Origin of the sequence: Salinisphaera aquimarina, assembly GCF_042643355.1 — a bacterium.
Taxonomy (GTDB): Bacteria; Pseudomonadota; Gammaproteobacteria; order Nevskiales; family Salinisphaeraceae; genus Salinisphaera; species Salinisphaera aquimarina.
On record NZ_JBHRSS010000005.1, the window covers coordinates 65,082 to 81,276 of the forward strand.

At 57.1% G+C, this 16,195-nt stretch carries 14 protein-coding genes, 1 pseudogene and 1 CRISPR repeat array (1 of these 16 running past the window's edge); of the genes and pseudogenes, 6 read left to right on the forward strand and 9 right to left on the reverse strand.

The annotated features are described in order from the left end of the window. Positions 1 to 1,297: direct repeats of the CRISPR family, unit length 28 nt; unit sequence GTTCGCTGCCGCGTAGGCAGCTCAGAAA; it begins 1,971 nt to the left of the window's first position. Between the two features lie 508 nt (positions 1,298 to 1,805). Beyond that, positions 1,806 to 2,156 (forward strand): helix-turn-helix domain-containing protein, encoded by a 351-nt coding sequence (locus ACFOSU_RS12520; protein ID WP_380690112.1) that lies wholly within the window; start codon positions 1,806 to 1,808, stop codon positions 2,154 to 2,156. A gap of 39 nt (positions 2,157 to 2,195) precedes the next feature. Here ACFOSU_RS12520 and ACFOSU_RS12525 read toward each other — a convergent pair whose 3' ends face one another. Beyond that, positions 2,196 to 2,951 (reverse strand): hypothetical protein, encoded by a 756-nt coding sequence (locus ACFOSU_RS12525; RefSeq protein ID WP_380690114.1) that lies wholly within the window; start codon positions 2,949 to 2,951, stop codon positions 2,196 to 2,198. Between the two features lie 616 nt (positions 2,952 to 3,567). Here ACFOSU_RS12525 and ACFOSU_RS12530 point away from each other — a divergent pair. The 4 genes and pseudogenes from ACFOSU_RS12530 to ACFOSU_RS12545 all read left to right on the forward strand — a co-directional run. Then, positions 3,568 to 4,200: a hypothetical protein gene (locus tag ACFOSU_RS12530; RefSeq protein WP_380690115.1), complete on the forward strand. Its 633-nt coding sequence runs from the start codon at positions 3,568 to 3,570 to the stop codon at positions 4,198 to 4,200. Positions 4,201 to 4,510: 310 nt separating this feature from the next. Continuing rightward, positions 4,511 to 4,873, forward strand: a complete 363-nt coding sequence (locus tag ACFOSU_RS12535) for an antitoxin Xre/MbcA/ParS toxin-binding domain-containing protein (RefSeq protein WP_380690117.1) — start codon at positions 4,511 to 4,513, stop codon at positions 4,871 to 4,873. A 134-nt stretch (positions 4,874 to 5,007) separates the two neighbouring features. Beyond that, complete coding sequence (locus ACFOSU_RS12540) at positions 5,008 to 5,172, forward strand: hypothetical protein (protein ID WP_380690119.1); 165 nt, start codon at positions 5,008 to 5,010, stop codon at positions 5,170 to 5,172. 89 nt (positions 5,173 to 5,261) lie between these two features. Continuing rightward, positions 5,262 to 5,348 (forward strand): annotated as a pseudogene (locus ACFOSU_RS12545) (integrase core domain-containing protein); the annotation flags it as partial. Between the two features lie 54 nt (positions 5,349 to 5,402). On the opposite strand, the gene ACFOSU_RS12550 reads toward ACFOSU_RS12545, so the two are convergent. After that, on the reverse strand, positions 5,403 to 6,092 hold the full coding sequence (locus ACFOSU_RS12550; RefSeq protein WP_380690121.1) for a response regulator transcription factor: 690 nt from the start codon (positions 6,090 to 6,092) through the stop codon (positions 5,403 to 5,405). A 668-nt stretch (positions 6,093 to 6,760) separates the two neighbouring features. Between ACFOSU_RS12550 and ACFOSU_RS12555 the strand changes: the two genes are divergently transcribed. Beyond that, positions 6,761 to 7,339, forward strand: a complete 579-nt coding sequence (locus ACFOSU_RS12555; protein WP_380690123.1) for a DUF421 domain-containing protein — start codon at positions 6,761 to 6,763, stop codon at positions 7,337 to 7,339. 273 nt (positions 7,340 to 7,612) lie between these two features. Here ACFOSU_RS12555 and ACFOSU_RS12560 read toward each other — a convergent pair whose 3' ends face one another. The 7 genes from ACFOSU_RS12560 to ACFOSU_RS12590 all read right to left on the reverse strand — a co-directional run bounded on the left by ACFOSU_RS12560 (position 7,613) and on the right by ACFOSU_RS12590 (position 15,512). Then, the gene (locus ACFOSU_RS12560; RefSeq protein WP_380690125.1) at positions 7,613 to 8,329 is read right to left on the reverse strand and encodes a Crp/Fnr family transcriptional regulator; all 717 of its coding nucleotides are present in this window, start codon (positions 8,327 to 8,329) and stop codon (positions 7,613 to 7,615) included. A 414-nt stretch (positions 8,330 to 8,743) separates the two neighbouring features. Continuing rightward, entirely contained in the window at positions 8,744 to 9,622 is an 879-nt protein-coding gene (locus ACFOSU_RS12565; protein ID WP_380690127.1) for a glycosyltransferase family 2 protein, read from the reverse strand. 35 nt (positions 9,623 to 9,657) lie between these two features. Next, on the reverse strand, positions 9,658 to 11,880 hold the full coding sequence (locus ACFOSU_RS12570) for an HAD family hydrolase (RefSeq protein WP_380690129.1): 2,223 nt from the start codon (positions 11,878 to 11,880) through the stop codon (positions 9,658 to 9,660). A 102-nt stretch (positions 11,881 to 11,982) separates the two neighbouring features. After that, a complete protein-coding gene (locus tag ACFOSU_RS12575) occupies positions 11,983 to 12,705 on the reverse strand; it encodes a PIG-L deacetylase family protein (protein ID WP_380690131.1) in 723 nt (240 codons plus the stop codon). After that, positions 12,692 to 13,714 carry a hypothetical protein gene (locus tag ACFOSU_RS12580; protein WP_380690133.1) on the reverse strand — a complete coding sequence of 341 codons (1,023 nt, stop codon included), beginning with the start codon at positions 13,712 to 13,714 and terminating at the stop codon, positions 12,692 to 12,694. Before ACFOSU_RS12580 ends, ACFOSU_RS12575 begins: the two co-directional genes overlap by 14 nt. After that, complete coding sequence (locus ACFOSU_RS12585; protein ID WP_380690135.1) at positions 13,711 to 14,295, reverse strand: SAM-dependent methyltransferase; 585 nt, start codon at positions 14,293 to 14,295, stop codon at positions 13,711 to 13,713. The genes ACFOSU_RS12580 and ACFOSU_RS12585 overlap by 4 nt, the downstream gene beginning before the upstream one ends. Beyond that, positions 14,292 to 15,512: a glycosyltransferase gene (locus tag ACFOSU_RS12590; protein ID WP_380690137.1), complete on the reverse strand. Its 1,221-nt coding sequence runs from the start codon at positions 15,510 to 15,512 to the stop codon at positions 14,292 to 14,294. Before ACFOSU_RS12590 ends, ACFOSU_RS12585 begins: the two co-directional genes overlap by 4 nt. Positions 15,513 to 16,195 lie beyond the last annotated feature (683 nt).

Here is a 16,195-nt window from a genome sequence, read left to right on the forward strand (position 1 = left end):
ACGTTGCTTGTTCGCTGCCGCGTAGGCAGCTCAGAAAAGGCAGAATCCCGCGCGAGCGTCGAAGACATGGTTCGCTGCCGCGTAGGCAGCTCAGAAAAAGCGCGGCGCGCCCGAACGTGACTGGCGTGAGTTCGCTGCCGCGTAGGCAGCTCAGAAACGGCAGTTTCTATCACTGGCCAACTAAAACAGGTTCGCTGCCGCGTAGGCAGCTCAGAAACGCATTCAGTCGAAGCCGAGCAGAGCGTAGTCGTTCGCTGCCGCGTAGGCAGCTCAGAAAAGCGAAACGTTTGGGCTCCCCCACGACTGGCCGTTCGCTGCCGCGTAGGCAGCTCAGAAAAAATGCCGCAATGCCGCCGATGCCGATGCCACGTTCGCTGCCGCGTAGGCAGCTCAGAAATGACACCCAATCCACCGAGCAGCACGAGAGGGGTTCGCTGCCGCGTAGGCAGCTCAGAAAGCTCAGATCAACAACGTCGTGCATCAGGCCGAGTTCGCTGCCGCGTAGGCAGCTCAGAAAGTGTTGACGGTGAACGTCAGGCGTACGTTTCGGTTCGCTGCCGCGTAGGCAGCTCAGAAACGACACCCAATCCACCACGCAACACGAGAGGGGTTCGCTGCCGCGTAGGCAGCTCAGAAAAAGACGCCCTACAACGCAAAGCACGGGCTTATGTTCGCTGCCGCGTAGGCAGCTCAGAAAGACAGCGAGAACTGCAGCTGCTTGCGGTTATGGTTCGCTGCCGCGTAGGCAGCTCAGAAAGTACACCGGATCGGCGGGAACAGTGAATCGGGGTTCGCTGCCGCGTAGGCAGCTCAGAAAGTACACCGGATCGGCGGGAACAGTGAATCGGTGTTCGCTGCCGCGTAGGCAGCTCAGAAAGCCAAGGAGCGGCCGGGACGGCACTGGCGCCGGTTCGCTGCCGCGTAGGCAGCTCAGAAATCGACAAAGGTGCAGTTAAAGCCGACGTAGCCGTTCGCTGCCGCGTAGGCAGCTCAGAAAGAACGCGTTGGCACGGCCCTGGTCGCGCCGAAGTTCGCTGCCGCGTAGGCAGCTCAGAAATGCAGATCGGCGAGGGGTATATCGACGGCCGGGTTCGCTGCCGCGTAGGCAGCTCAGAAACTCGACGCCCGGGTCCGCCTTGTTGTAGATGGGTTCGCTGCCGCGTAGGCAGCTCAGAAATGCTTGTCCGCTTGCTCTGTTTCGTAGGCGTCGTTCGCTGCCGCGTAGGCAGCTCAGAAAGACGGATCGAGCCCACTGCCGCATGACGAGTTGTTCGCTGCCGCGTAGGCAACTCAGAAACAGAACAGCGCGAGGGCGATCAGCAGGTCATAGTTTGCTGCCGCGGAGGCAGCTCGGGTTTACACCACGTTCTCCAGGATCGCGATGACATGCTCGCTGATACGAACGATGTCCCGCCGCAATCCGTCCATCGACCCTTGGATTGTGGTGGCACACGATGTAGTCGAAAGCATCCGTCCGTGCGCCCGATACCGTTCGTTCTATATCGTCGGCGATGGCAGCGCTGACACTTCAGAGTATCGATGAAGCCTTCCGCCGCCACTTTTTCTTCATAGTGGCCAACAATACTCATGCTTCAGATGATCCCGCGGGCTTTGATAAACGCCTGATATTTACTGCCAGTAAGTCGAGAAAGAAGTCGACGCAAGGCTTGGCGACCTCCGCGACCCCGTTGCGCAAATTGCACACTCGCGATGGTCACGGGTCGACTAAATGCGCTATCCCCGAATCACTTCGGGTAACCGTTCGGATACACTAAACCCGGTAAAGTCTCTTAGTGAGTGCGATCGTGGACACGTTGGATCTATCCGAAATCAGCGATGATGTGGCACTTGAACAGTTGGGCGCTCGCCTGAGTCGATATCGTCTCAACCGAACCCTGACCCAAGCGCACCTCGCGCACGAGGCGGGCCTGTCTCGCAAGACCGTCTCCAAGGCCGAGCTCGGCCAACCGATCGACCTGATTAGCCTGGTCCGCATTCTGCGTGCCTTGAAGCTCAACAGCAGTCTCGATGGATTGTTGCCACCCGAGCCCGAGAGCCCGCTGCGCGTGGCTGCCCAGGAGCTAACGCTGCGCAGGCGCGCCCGCCCGCGCGCGTCAGACGGCAAGAAAGACGTCAATCGGCCATGGCCCGATTAATCAACCTGATGTTGTTCCCATTCAGCGGCCGCCCCCAGCTCAACCAAATGCGCCAAGGGCTTGGCCGTTTGCGACATCGACCACCTCATCGACGCGGCCCGCACGTAGGAATTCGAGTGGTGAGCGTCCGCCGAACTCACCTTGCGGCTTGAGCACCCACTCCCAGGCCACCTGCGGGTCGCTGAACTGCTCAAGTACCAGTGCGATGCCTGCGATGGGATTCCCATAACGATCAAGCTGGCCCGCGGGGAACTTGTAACTGCCGGCCTGGTTCAACCAGCCGATAAGCGCGCCCTCACGTAACCGTCTGAGCACGGTCGGCCGCGACACGCGCATGACATGACCGATCTCGTCGGATGACAGTAGGTCGTCGAACACGATATCGGGCAGCCGACGGGCAACGGCGGATCGCGACAGTTCCGGGTCGGCATAATCTTCGCCAGTGAAGACGGCGAGCTTAGGACCTACAGTTGAGCTTGCAGTTTGGACATGCACTCCACTGGCAACGGACGGGTCGACCTCATCAGCTGATAAATCGAGACTGACAACATAGCCAAGCCTCGCCAGTACAGCATCGATCTTCTCTTGCTGGTGCAGGTCCGACTCGCCGCGAGCAGCGTCCAGCTCAACCGACTGAATCTCCTGAATCAGGCTGTGTAGCCGCTGATGAAGTGCCTTAACCCGAGCCCGCGGCGCATGCGCCAGCACCTGACGCATCACCATGGCGACGTTGTCGGCGATCGTCTGAATCTCTTGCTCAAAACCTGTGTCGAGATTGATCGGGTCTTTATTCATGTCACACCTTGACCGACGGACTGGCGTAAACATGGTAATTATCGTAAACCTAGTAAAATATCTCGGCAAGTCACCTGGGTGCATCGATCGGCCCCTGGGTTGTATACAGGTATTGTCTGTCGCAATCGTTATTCACTGAATTGAACAGCCGTGACGAGCTAGAGGGCCTGCTGACCGATTACGTCATCAAAGGCCCCGAGCGCCCGAAATTTCAATCAGCCGTTCCTGAGACATCTGATTATCGGCAATGAATAGCGAGCCACGTCACTGCACATAACGATGTGGGCGTGCTGCAGACAACCGACCATTCGAGGCACACGCTCAGGCGTACCGCCTGTACCGTGTCTCCTTTTTTACCATTCAAGTCGTACCTTTGTATGCGACGCGTGGCCCTACGTTGTTCTTGAAAAATAAGCTTTCAAGCCGGTTCCAGCTATCGCCTCAGTCTCAGATCCACACGAAATGGGCAACATGGGCGTAATGGGCTTATGCTGTTCAAGCATTAAAATGCAGCGAGTCACCCCTCATGGCTGATAGACCCTTTCACAGCTCAAGGCCTAAGCCCTCACGGGCAGAGACGGCTGGTCGTGAAGCACGCCGGGGCATCTACCGTCACGTGGCGGGCATTCTCGAACGAATGGACGATGCAGACCTTATCCGCCTGGCCGACGCACTGCGCCAAGAGCAAATGGCTGACATGCGCCTGGCCGCAGCATTGGAGACCGCCTTATTGGTCGTGGGCCGAACACGACCTCTTGGAAAGGCCCATGCGATTGAGGCGAAAGGCGCAAGGACAGGGTCTGTCGGATTTGATCGCCAGGTGGCTGTTGAAAACACGCTATTCGGAAAACCCCCGGGCGAACGCGTCGATGCACCTGATTTGCCACCGTACCCGGACATCGGAGGTTCCGATAATGACATTGTCAGCGTCAAGGCGATGGCACACCTGATGGGCATTGCGTCACCCGAGACCGTACGCAAGTACATCAAGCGCAAGCGACTGGTCGGATGGCGCGCGGCGAACGGCCGGTTCGTGCTCCCTGCCAGCCAGCTCGACCAGGCAGGACGCCCACTCGAGGGTATTTCTAGTGTCAACGCGCTGTTCGACGATGCCTTCGTGGCCTGGGCCTGGCTGGCCCGCCCTATTCGAGATACTGATTACAGGGCGCCCATCGCGGCCTTGAGGGCGGGGGACGTTGAGCTCGTCTGCAGCGCAGCGCAGGCAATGCAGGATGGCGCCTTTACGTGAGTGGAGCACTCTCGCTCCATTCATTGATGCCGGCCACACTCGGCTCCGGGTTTGAGCGCGCCACACTGCGTTTTAGCCCCCCCCCTGGGAACACGAGTGAATAGGGTTCTGGGACTTCAGTTCCTACCCTAAATCTGTAAGGGAAAAACCCAACGCGTCCGAAGCGCAAACCCTTCGTCCTTGGGCCGATCTGAATTAGCGCTAAAATAGCTGCGACAAAATAGACCTCACGATCGTTCGGGGGGCGTCCTTGCTGGTAAGGCACGCGACGGTTTCTGATACAGTCTGGGAAAGCCTAGGAGGGTGCTCTATGGCCGCTATAATCCATCCGGTAGGCACTGACATCCCGGCCACCGATGCCTACGAATTCGCCCGTCACCACGGCGTCGAAGACTGGTTCGACGCATTCGTTATTCATCCGAGAACAGGCAAGGATCGTGTCGAGGCCGGCGAGCCACTCAAGCAGCGTGAGGCCGATCGGTTCCAGCGCTTGCAGCTTCTTATCGAGCGGGCAACGCAGGCGTTCGGCGATGAAAGCAAGGCGCTGGGCTGGCTTACGCGTGCCCAGTACCGTTTCGGGGGAAGCACGCCGCTGGATTGCGCCGCGTGGGAGCGCAACTTCCTCGCCGTTTTAGATCACCTGATCCGCATCGAGCACGGTATCTACGCTTAGGGGATTTATACTGACTCACCCGGCGCCAGCACGGCGGCACGCCGACATGTCCGGCGCGGGCGGCCTGCGTGTTACCAGTCACTTGCCCGCGACGCCCGCGCCGATCATCTCCACCAAGAGATCGCGCGCTGGCGTTGCTCGAAGCCTTGGCGCACCTGAGCCTAGCGTTTGAGGAATTGCCCGACGGCTACGTGTTTCAGTGGATCGCCGCCAATGCCGGCAGCCTGAAAACACTCACGATCGGCGACACCGCCATGGGCGGCAGCGCCGTGCACGCCACTGCATTCGGCAGTGGTTGACTGGCGAGCGCGAGATCTGGGCCGCTGCGCGTGCCACCTCTCGTGCTACCGCAGGAAACCAATATCCTCGTTAATCGAAAAACCAAGACATCAAAATCGATTATATCCAGCCGGGTAGGCCACAGCAGAACGCTTACGTCGAAGGCTACAATCGAACGGTTCGCTATGACTGGCTCTGTGCCCAGGTTGTCGACGTAGCCCTTTCACCAATACCCATGCATCCAAGTGCGTTAAGCGGTTAGGCGCATGTGGCTATTGGCAACAAACCACATTCGGACCAAATCCGGCACAGATTTCGCGTGCAGCTTTTGCATAACTCGTTCGCGATGCGTTTCGACCGTTCGGTGGCTGATATTCAACGCATCGCCAATCTGTCTGTTACAAAGGCCTTCCACTATTAGAGTAAAGACCTGCTTTTCCCTAAAAGTCAAAGTCTCCACAAGCACCGTACGCTTGGCAAATTTCTGACGCACTAAATCTGCGTCTTCCTCGGCCTTCAGTAACTCTTGAGTACGTATAAGTAATTGTTCTGGTAAAACAGGCTGCTCAATAAAATCTGCTGCGCCCAAACGCATTGCCGTAACAGCCTGTTCGATGCTTCCAAAGGCACTCAGGATGATTACCCTTATTGGGCTGTTCAACTTAATCAACTCTCTTTGAAGCGCTATGCCATCCATACCACTCAACCGAAGGCCTATAAGGGCACAACCTCGGCGCGTCGCTCCCCTTCTAAGAAATTCTTCAGCGCTCGAATAACAATAGACCTTTCGACCAGCGCTATAAAAGTGATGCTTTAGCGATTCGCGGACGCCAGCATCGCCATTAATAATCTGAATAGAAAATTCGCTTTGCACGATATCCTCGCCATATTTCACATATTTGCACATGCGTGAAGCAGGATAACGCGCGTTTAAAGCCATGCGCTTTAAACGAAATTAAAGAACTGGCGTTCGTTACGGGCGTGCCCTCAATAACTCGCGCTATAGAAGTATACGGTGCGGCCACGCGGCCCTGGCTGTGATACCCGTTGCAAACAAATGGCGCCCTGTTTCCTAACTAAAAGCGCCACATTTCTGCATTTGTTTGTGTTAGTTCAAATCAAGACATTGACCTCTGGCTAACGCTGTCTGAACGGTCAACGATCTCACGTGTTCAGCATTTTGAGCCTTGCTAAGTCCGCCCGTTTCAAACCGCACGTAGCACCTTATGCGAAAAAACCCGGATTGCGCAGTACAGTTCACCAAATTAAATTAATATTATCGCGATTAAAATCGACCAAGGCACGAGAATTCATTTGCATGTTCCGCCTACCAGATGTGCATCCAAGACTTCAATTCGATGCCTATACAGTTCAAATTTTTAGGAAAACCTTATTTACCTCTTTTGATTATTTTCCAATGTCACTCGGCCTGGTGAGTTAGCTGACATAGCTTGAATTTTCGCTTTAACAATAGTGATTTATTTTCTAACTGGCCGGAACCACGCCTACGCTGATGAGACAAGAGTTCGGTTTAGCGGACACAAAACGCGTACGCAGATAGCTGGTGGTCTCCTCCCGGCAACTCCCTTTTGAACTGAGCAGAATTCCATGATTGATAAACAGTGGATGACCGCTAGTCCGCAGAGTCTTACGATGATCGTAATCTCTGCGATAGGCATCTATATCTCGCTGCTTGTGTTAACAAGACTGTGTGGATTGAGAAGCTTCTCCAAGATGTCTAGCTTCGATTTTGCGATCACCGTTGCCTTCGGATCGGTTCTCGCTTCAACAATACTCTCGAAGTCGCCTGCACTAGTCTCGGGCATTACCGCTCTGACGACCCTCTACCTAATCCAGTACCTGGTCGCCAAGAGTCGGCGCTCGGCTCGATTCGTCGGACGACTTGTGGATAACGAGCCTCTGTTGCTGATGGCGGGTAACCGCGTACTCACCGCCAATCTCGATATCGCGCGGATCACCGAAGGCGATCTGCGATCGAAACTTCGAATGGCCGGTATCTCAAACCGCCATCAGGTCTATGCCGTCGTCTTTGAATCAACAGGCGACGTGTCTGTCATCCGTCGCGACGATACGGTTGATCCTTGGCTGTTGAAAGGCGTGCGCGACAGCGATTCGCTCCGGAATATGTCTGCAGCTTCAGCAACCAGCGAGCACTCTGCGCAATAGGCGAAGCCGGAAAATTAACTGTATGATTCTTTTGTGCAACCGGAAACAACGCACAACCCCGAGGTCGAACTTCCTATCTTAGTATTCGCTGATTCCGCACATATCGGCTGGCTCTCGCTCTACGTCCTTTAAGAGGCCAGCGATACCAAGCACGAGGCACTTGAATGCAATGACCTCGGACCACGATGCTTATGCTCCCCAACCTCTGTTAGGCATTAGTCAAGCTGCCGCGCGCCAGTCATTAAGTGCAATCTAGGCACACAATCAGTTCGTTTAACTAGAGGGAAACCAAGAAGTATCCATTGCCGCGTGACGATCCTGAAAATCACATTGACGCTCGAGCTCGCAAAGGTCGATGAGGATTATCTCGCCATCCACGCGTTCAATTAGCCCCTTTTTCTCCATAATTGAGAAAGTACGACTTACCGTGACATTCGTCAGGCCGATCGCGTCTCCGATATCGGTCTGGTTAAGCGGAAGCCGAAAGCGATTTCCCATTTGAGAATTCGTGATTTTCAAGCGGGCATGCAGACCCAACAATAAATGGGCTACGCGCGACTCAGGACGCATGCGACTCGCGGCTCGCAGCGTATCGACCAAGATCGCCTCCTCTCGCGCGGCAATAGTAAACAACAACGCGGTGATCCTCGGCGCGCGTTTCACGATGACATCCAGTTCGCTTTTCGGAAATGGACAAAGACAGCCCTTCGTCACCGCACGTAGGTTCACCGTGTGATGATCGAAGGCCAGAGCTGGCATACCGATGATATCGCCCGCGTGGTACACGCGCACCACGAGTCGTCCGCCATCTGGAAGGTTGGTGTAGGTGTAGAGCCACCCGTACTTTACAACGAACAAATTTTTATTGACGTCCCCACCAGCAAATATCTCTTCCCCGGCCGAAGTAGACCGTTCGGTCTTCTCAAGTGCCCCCAGCAATTTGTGCTCAGCGTCGGTGATGTCGATGTAGTGCTTGAGTTTTGCAACCATGCAGCTGTCCGTCTCACTATCAGACGCTTGCGTACTGCTCTCCGTATCTTGTTCAGACATATACTGATATTCCTAAGGACAGCCCTAATGGATGACAACTCGCCGCCTGCACGGATATTCGCGGCGCGGTGCCGCGTCCGAGCAATCTTATGATCTTAAGGTAAGTGACGAACTCGACTGCCAAGATCAAATGATCCAACGCTATAAGCCTATGGGCAAGTGATCGAAGCCATAACGCCTCGATCTGCAGCACATCATAATCAGCTGCATATGCCTCCACTGATGAGGTCACAACAGATGGATCGAGAACCAACTGTGGCATGTGGAAACCTGAAACGATTGACTGCATTCGAGTAATAGTGGCACCCGGCTTAATAGCACTCCTGTCAGAGCTGCTTTGCGAGCTACCTTGTTTTAGAAACTACGCCCACTCCCCTCATCAAGAGCTCGTTCAACTTCCCTCGCTGTCGGTTCTCGCAGTAGTGAGATTCGATCGGCGCCATTAGACCATTCGATAAGTCCCATCTGCACAAAGGCGTCCAGCCAGTACTCAAGGCACCAACTTCCCCAGATTGCACGAAAACGCTGCGCGTTGGCGATGATTTCTCTGAAGTGATTCAATGGTGGGCGACTTATCGAGTGCCATTGGTGCAGTGCTTGTGCATCAGCCAACCAGGCGAACCTGCTATTTATAGCAGCGAGGCGCAACGCAAAATCGGTTTCCTCCCCGCCGTAACCGGTATAACCGGCATCCAAACCGCCTGCTGCGAAAAAACGGTTGCGTCGCAGGGCGAACGATAGACCCCACAACATCCTTGGATTGTCTTCACTACACAGCCCGTCGGCCGGCGGCGCTGGGCGTGCCGGGTGCTGGATCGCAAGTTCGCTGAGCGCTAGATAGTCCAAGGTGGGCACCGACGCCTCTGCAGGCAGGTAGCGTACCTCGCCCATTAAGCAGGCATCGTAAGCACGCAGGGCGCGTGCGTAATTCGCGACCAGCCCCGGCGCGGCGATGCAGTCTATGTCTAGAAAGATCAGCAGTTCGCCTTGGGCAGCATAGGCCGCGCGGTTACGTGCCGCAGCCAATGGCAGTATGGTGCCTGGTACGCTTACCACCCGAACCGGGAAAGGTAGACCGTCTTCAATCGCGGGTACCTCCGGCTGCATACTCGCAATGACTACCTCGAACAGGGCGCCGGTCTGCCAGCGCAAGGCACGCAGGAAGTTATCGAGCTGAGTCTGACGATTGCGAACGAGCGTGAGAACGCTGATCTCTACAGAGGGTGTGGGCAACGCTCTCAGGCCATGTGGCTCCGTCAAGCACATTATCAACCCGTTTTTACGGAAGGGCTCGCCCCGCCCTGCCAATAGCACATGCCTTCGACCAACCCTGCGGCATGCGGCGCCCGCGAGAAATAAACGCTAGGCAACGGTGCGAGTGCTTGCAGATCGGTGTCGCGGTTGGCCACTGCGATTCCATAGGCCGTGCGGCGCAAAAGATCCAGATCATTACCCGAGTTGCCGGCACCTACCACCCGAGCTGCAGGTATCTCCAGACACCGAGCCACATGCTCGGCGGCCCCACCCTTCGCACCGCCGGGCGCGAGCACATCGATAAAATGGTCATGAGAATAAACCACCTGAGCGATGAGCTGTGCCCTCGCAAGTTGCTCTCGAACCAGCGGTACGACATTAGGCCCTGCATCAGTGAAGTAGCTGAGCTTGTTACGACCCTGCGCCTCTGCCGGCTGTTTCCTGAGAAGGGGGCAACGCGCCAGTACCGCCGCACAGGCGTCGCGTCGCCACCGTGCCGACAACTGTTCGGCCCAGCCTGCATCTGCACGCATCCGATCGACCTTGTCGATATAACGCACCTTGTAGCGTGGCGCGATTGGGGCCCAATGAATCTCGGCGCCCACGCTACTGATCAGTACGTCAGGCAACGGTGCATGCCAACTCAGCAGTTCGGCGAAGGCGGCGGCGGCACTGCGGCCGGTCGCCACCGCATAGCGCAGCTGCCGATTGTGCTTAAGCCATTCGGTAAATTCCAAAAGTGCTGCGGCGTCTCCCAGCAGTGTATCGTCCATATCGGTGACTAGAAGCGAACTCGACCTGGACGCGAGTCTGATTAGACTAGGCCGCGGGCTGGCATGCGCCATCAAGGGCAGGTGACGCCGCGGCGGACTCGTAAGCATTGAGCAATCGCGAAGATACTGGCGAGCATGCCGTTGCCAGCTGTAGTAACGCACGGCGTCCTTGCCCCCGCGGGCACAACGCGACCAGCGCTTGCGGTCATCGAGTAGATCGTGAGCCGCGCATGTTATTGCCGAGCTATTCTCCGGATCGATGAGAATGCCGTTCTGGCAACGGCTTAGAATATCCTGGGCGCCCCCATTACAGCTCGCGATAATGGGCAAGCCAGCGGCGGCGGCCTCGATGAAGGTCAGGCCGAAGGGTTCGTTGAACGCGGCGTTGATGAACAGCCCACCGCTGCGGGCAGCATGCTGGTAGATCGCGGGCACGTCATCCGCGAGATGCTGTTTCGGAAAGGCGACACTGCCGTAAAGATCATAATGTTCGATGCGATCGACAATCGCCTGCAACACTTCAGCGCATTCGCCTTCCTGATCCTGGATATCGCCGCGTGTACCGGCGAAAATCACTAGATTGGCCCGGGCTCGCAGCGCGGGATCTCTAGCGTAAGCGTCGATCACCCCAATTATATTTTTCTTGCGCACCGGCCGTGCCAGACATAACAGGATGGGTTTGTCCGGATCGGCGAGGAAACGCCGCAATGAAGCAACGACGCGACCACGCATTGCGGGTTCGCCGAACCGCTTCAGATCACAACCGGGCGGATTGATACGTATCGGCCGGGCGCAATCCGTCCGGCTGTACAGACCATACTGATTCGTAGCCTCGTCCTCCGAACTGGCGACAATCAGGTCGGCGCAATCAATGACGCGCTGTTCTACGGCCATGCGCTGCTTGAGGGCTGGCGCGGCCACGCTGTGTCCCGGCACAGACTCGAGCCAGCGAGCCTTCACCGCGCCCAACGAATGAGCGGTGAATATAAATGGTATGCCCAGACGCTCGCGCATTCGAAGTGCAAGAAGACCCGCGTCGGCATAGTGCGCATGCAGCACATCGGGCAGGCGCGGCAACTTCTGTAGCCAGAGCGCCAGTGCATCGGTCAATGCGTCCAGGTCGCAATGCATGTCTTCTTTGCACAGATAGCCCGGACACTGACCGCGCAAACGATGTAGCGTCACACCCGGCATCAGAATCTCAGACTGCTGCTGATACTCGCGGCCTAGATTGGCATCGGCGAACGCCCGAGTAACGACTGACTGATTTACTCCGGCTTGCTGAAGCGCGCGCACCTCCTCCAGCAAATAACGTATATGGCCGCCCGTGTCGGCTGTGAGGCCGTAGTTTATATCGCCGGATTTGATACATCCTTGTAGGGCGATATGAACGAGATATAAGGGCCGCCCATTCGAGGTTCCGGCTAGCGCCGGCGGCTCTTTTTCATGCCCACTATTATCCATTACATGTTCCGACTGATGATGATTCGCCACGGAATGAGCTGGCAGTATGAATACGCGACACACGCTCTGCTTTAATCACGATTAAAGAGAGCTAGACTGTTCTCAATCGGGATAATAAAGTTCCTGTAGAGCTAGCGATCGCGACAGCAGAGCGGCGGGCATGATGAAGCCAGCCGGATCATCCTTGACGATCTGCCCTCGCTGGGAGACAAAGAAATCTATGGCGGTGCGTTTGCGCTCACGCACCGACTCGATATCCAGTGACCAGCGGCTACCTCCGGCTATCGCTCCCAACGGTGGCCATACCGCGTATGTCAAGAGTCGTACCGTCGGTTTCTGCTGCAGAGCGAGACGGGTGAGCGCGTAGCTGGCGCGATGGTCAGGGTGGTCATCATCAGCGGCAGTCACGAGCACGGTCTGAATGCGATCGCGGCATAAAATAGCGGCGAGCTGACGAACACAGTCCTGCCGTGCTGCAGTGCTCATAGTGTGCATGCCGCCGTCGGGCAGACGAAGACGCTCTACTTGTGCTGCCTGCGCACCGAGCGCTGCTAGTGCCTGCGCGCGTTCCTCAGCACGCCATACAATCAACTGCTCGGGGGAGACTCGGCGAGAGCCGGGATGAGAGCTCTCGCCATCGGTAATGGCAACGATGGTAAGAGGCACCTGCAGCTGTGCGCAGAATGCGATCAGCCCACCGCATCCCAACGTTTCATCGTCTGGGTGCGGCGCCATGATTGCGATCGGCCCGAGTGCGGATAGAGGCAAATCTCGAGAACGCTGTCTATCAAGTGCGCGCAGAACAGGCGGATCATTCACCGGCATGGGGCTCGTCCTCAAAAGCACATGCGGCGCGATCACCCGCTCTGACTGTGGCCGAGAGTTCTACGAGATCCTGGTCACCGTGACACTGGCGCAAATAAATTTGCAGCTCCTGAATTCGGCGCGCTATCGAGGGCATATTGATCAATGGCCGTGGGCCGAGCAACCGACTGAATTCATCAATAATGTGAGTGCTTGCGCGCTCTATAAGATGGCGCACTGCTAGCGCGCGCGTATGCGCACTTTGCAAACCGGCCAGGTCGTCTGCCAACGGCGTCGAAGCCGCGCGAAGCGCGCTTTCCATGCCAAAAGAGGCTGCAAGCATGCGGCCGACGTGAGCCTCGGCGATCGGATTATCCCGCGCGGCCGCCAAGGCATAATCCAGCAGGCCTTGTGCACCACCGGCCCAGCAGGCGGCCGGGCACAGCGCGCCCATCCAGAAACCCGGGCGATGGAAGTACCAATCGCGACCGCCGTCGCCATCTACGACCTGCGCCGGCACCGCGTCGAACATGCCGGTCCAAGTTTGTATGCCGGCCAGCGCATCGACGCACCAATTGCTGCTATCCCAACTCACCTTGTCCGCATTCCCAGCAAGGTCGACCTCGACCAAGCGCTGGGCATCGCTGACCCAGATCAAGGCGCGATCAACCAGGCCGGCTCCGCTACAAAAAGGCTTGCCACCGGATAACGTGCACACATCGGGACCGTCGAGGTGCGTGGTATCTGCGGGACCACCGGAGGCCCAGATGCCGTATAGCGCGCCTGGCTCGGGTGTCGCACCGGCCTCTTCCAAAATCGATAGCGCATCCAAATGGCCTTCGCTCAATCGCGCCAAACCGATATCGTGCCGCGCGATACGCATCAGCGCGTCAATTCGCCGCTGTAGCTGGCAGGGTCCGAAACCGACCCACTCTCCCATTGCATCCTGAATCTCGAGCAGCGCCTGTCGGTACTCAACGGGCTTGGGTGGCTCTGACAACGCCATTAATGTAAGCAGTGCGCTTTTCATCGCTCGGCTGCCCAAACATCCAATCGGTAACCGTCGTCCGATACAGGACGAGGACGCACGGGTGTGAAGCCATTTTGTTCGATTAGCGCATGGACCTGCGCGCCGTGGAGGACGTGATCGGCCGAATCACCCAGCCAGTGGCAGCCCAGCATTACCCCACCGGGCCGCAGACAACTAGCTAGGTTGTGTACCAGCTGTTGTAACACCGGGAGCTCGAAGTAATACCCGATCTCGGCAAACACTATGAGATCGAATGGACCGGGGCTCAGGTCGCCGGGCAGCACTGCATGGGTCACCGCCACCTGCGGGAAACGCTTCATTCGCTCGCGAGTGCGGCCCACGGCACAATTAGAGGCGTCGCACGCCACGAGCTCGCCACAGAACGGAGCCAAACGCGCCGTGAACGCGCCAATGGAACAGCCGGGCTCGTATGCGCGTTCGAAATGGCGACCGCCAAGCGCATTCAACATTCGCTGGTAGCGGGCGGTCTCATAAGGGCTACGCTTAAAATCCCAAGGATCCGGGTTGTGCCGGTAGAGTCGCTCGAAGAACGCTGGCGAGGTGTCGGGGATTGGCCTCATGTGCGTTGAGTCATCAGTCTGATTTCGCCCAGTGTGCGATTAGCGACTTCTGGCCCGCCCTGCAGTGGGTGAGTGTGGGCTTCTTCTTCCCATAGACTGTCCGCCAGTCGATCGAGAAAGCGCGCGCCATGCTCCGCGGCATTCGGGCAGGTCAAACTGCGTTGCACATCCAAGTCGCATGCCTGGGCGCGCTCAACGAGGGTGCGCCAGCGACTGAAGTCAGCTGGCCACGTAGGCGCATAGACCGCGGCCCCGAGGCACTCTAGCGCGCGGGCCTTGCATTCCTGTTCGGCGTAATAACACCACTCGGGAATACAAATGAAAGGCCGTCCTACCTGCGCTATCTCATGCACCGTGTTATCGCCACCGGGCGCCACCACGATATCGGCAGCGCAGATATAGTCCATCGTGTTCTCGACCCAGCCGACGAGTTGCAGATTGTAAAAATCCGTCTCATGCCCTTGGCGCGCTACTCTGCCTATAAGCAACCAGAGCGCGTTCGGGAAGGCTCGGGCCGCCATAGTTAACGAACCGATATTGGCGCCCAGGCCGCCGCCGCCAGAGAGCGTGACGATAATCATCTGATCTTGCGGCAGACCCAGGCGGTCGCGCGCGGCCGCGCGACCACGCGTCGGCGTGCGCTTGCCCACCAACCCGCCGACGTACTCGGTCTTCGCGCGAAAGGTATTCGGGTACTCAGGCTGCTCCAGGCGTTCGTCGAACGGTGCAAGCATGGCGACCGAAGCACTATAAGCAGCTTCATGCGCAACATCGGATCGGTTGCCATGCATACGGATTTTGACCGCAGGGACACTGCATATGCGCGCCAGCAGGGCAACCTCGGCCGAGACATCTACGACTACTAAAGCCGGGTTGGCCTCTCGAAACCATTGCGCCAAAATACCCATGCCTTCGCGGAGTGCATTCACGCCCAGTGGCGCACAGTCCAACGCCGTAGAATTCGGCTGATGAAGTAACTGGCGGGTAGCGGGCGGCTGGCAATGGAAATCCGGCAATGCCACTACTGTGACGTCAGGCCGTTGTATCTCGAACAGTTCCGGTTCGGCACAGAAGACGGTCACCGGCCGCGGCGGGAGCAGCTCGATCAGAGCACTGGCACGCCGAACATGGCCATGCCCCTGGTGGTGGACGAAAAAACCGATGGGTCTTTTAGCGTTACGCATGGTCACACTTGGCCGGTTAAATTCGCCTTTCATCGGCTGGTCCGGCTGAAAGATCAGCTGGAAAATATCGCTGGGAGTCTACGCATGCCCAAGAATCGACGCTTTAATTTGGGATAAAGCCTAACTCGCCGACTAAAGCGACGCAGGCGATTGAACTTGAGATAAGGCGCAATTTCGCCGTCAGAACGCTACTGCTTAGGCCAGACGCGCCATTATTCTGCAAAGCAACCGCCACTATGCGCCTTGTCGAATATATTCAAATGATCGGTGATACGGCCCCCTCAATACTGAACGCGCGACAGTATGGCTTCTAAAAGTACCCGCTCATGATCCGCTATTCAGCGCCACCCGCAGCAGCGCATATTTACGCCATCTACTCTCATCCGACCTTTCCGACATGTCATTTCATGCCACCAGCATCCCATAGCGCGACATATCTCATCATGGATCATCGCAATAATTTTTAACTCTCAAAACACGTCGCGCTGCCATCTTCCTCCGTCTAGGCGGATAGCCAACCCATCCTGACTGTAATCCGGGCGCGCTTCAAAACACGCTCTGCAGAGATGCTCATGCCGCGCGACCACGCCGCCAGTGATACGAAAGTCCTGACGAACGACCGATTGGTGCCGCTTCTTTGCTTTGAACGCGCTGCGTTACTCAGTCGGTCAACGATTGCACCGACCGGCGAATGCGCTCGAAAAGAGAATGCCGAC

Excerpts from the sequence above, each read along its gene's own strand:
- ACFOSU_RS12555 (WP_380690123.1), top strand. The coding sequence starts at position 6,761 with ATGATTGATAAACAGTGGATGACCGCTAGTCCGCAGAGTCTTACGATG.
- ACFOSU_RS12550 (WP_380690121.1), bottom strand. The coding sequence starts at position 6,092 with ATGGCTTTAAACGCGCGTTATCCTGCTTCACGCATGTGCAAATATGTG.
- ACFOSU_RS12525 (WP_380690114.1), bottom strand. The coding sequence starts at position 2,951 with ATGAATAAAGACCCGATCAATCTCGACACAGGTTTTGAGCAAGAGATT.
- ACFOSU_RS12590 (WP_380690137.1), bottom strand. The coding sequence starts at position 15,512 with ATGAAAGGCGAATTTAACCGGCCAAGTGTGACCATGCGTAACGCTAAA.
- ACFOSU_RS12580 (WP_380690133.1), bottom strand. The coding sequence starts at position 13,714 with ATGAAAAGCGCACTGCTTACATTAATGGCGTTGTCAGAGCCACCCAAG.
- ACFOSU_RS12585 (WP_380690135.1), bottom strand. The coding sequence starts at position 14,295 with ATGAGGCCAATCCCCGACACCTCGCCAGCGTTCTTCGAGCGACTCTAC.
- ACFOSU_RS12560 (WP_380690125.1), bottom strand. The coding sequence starts at position 8,329 with ATGGTTGCAAAACTCAAGCACTACATCGACATCACCGACGCTGAGCAC.
- ACFOSU_RS12575 (WP_380690131.1), bottom strand. The coding sequence starts at position 12,705 with ATGCCGGTGAATGATCCGCCTGTTCTGCGCGCACTTGATAGACAGCGT.
- ACFOSU_RS12570 (WP_380690129.1), bottom strand. The coding sequence starts at position 11,880 with ATGGATAATAGTGGGCATGAAAAAGAGCCGCCGGCGCTAGCCGGAACC.
- ACFOSU_RS12535 (WP_380690117.1), top strand. The coding sequence starts at position 4,511 with ATGGCCGCTATAATCCATCCGGTAGGCACTGACATCCCGGCCACCGAT.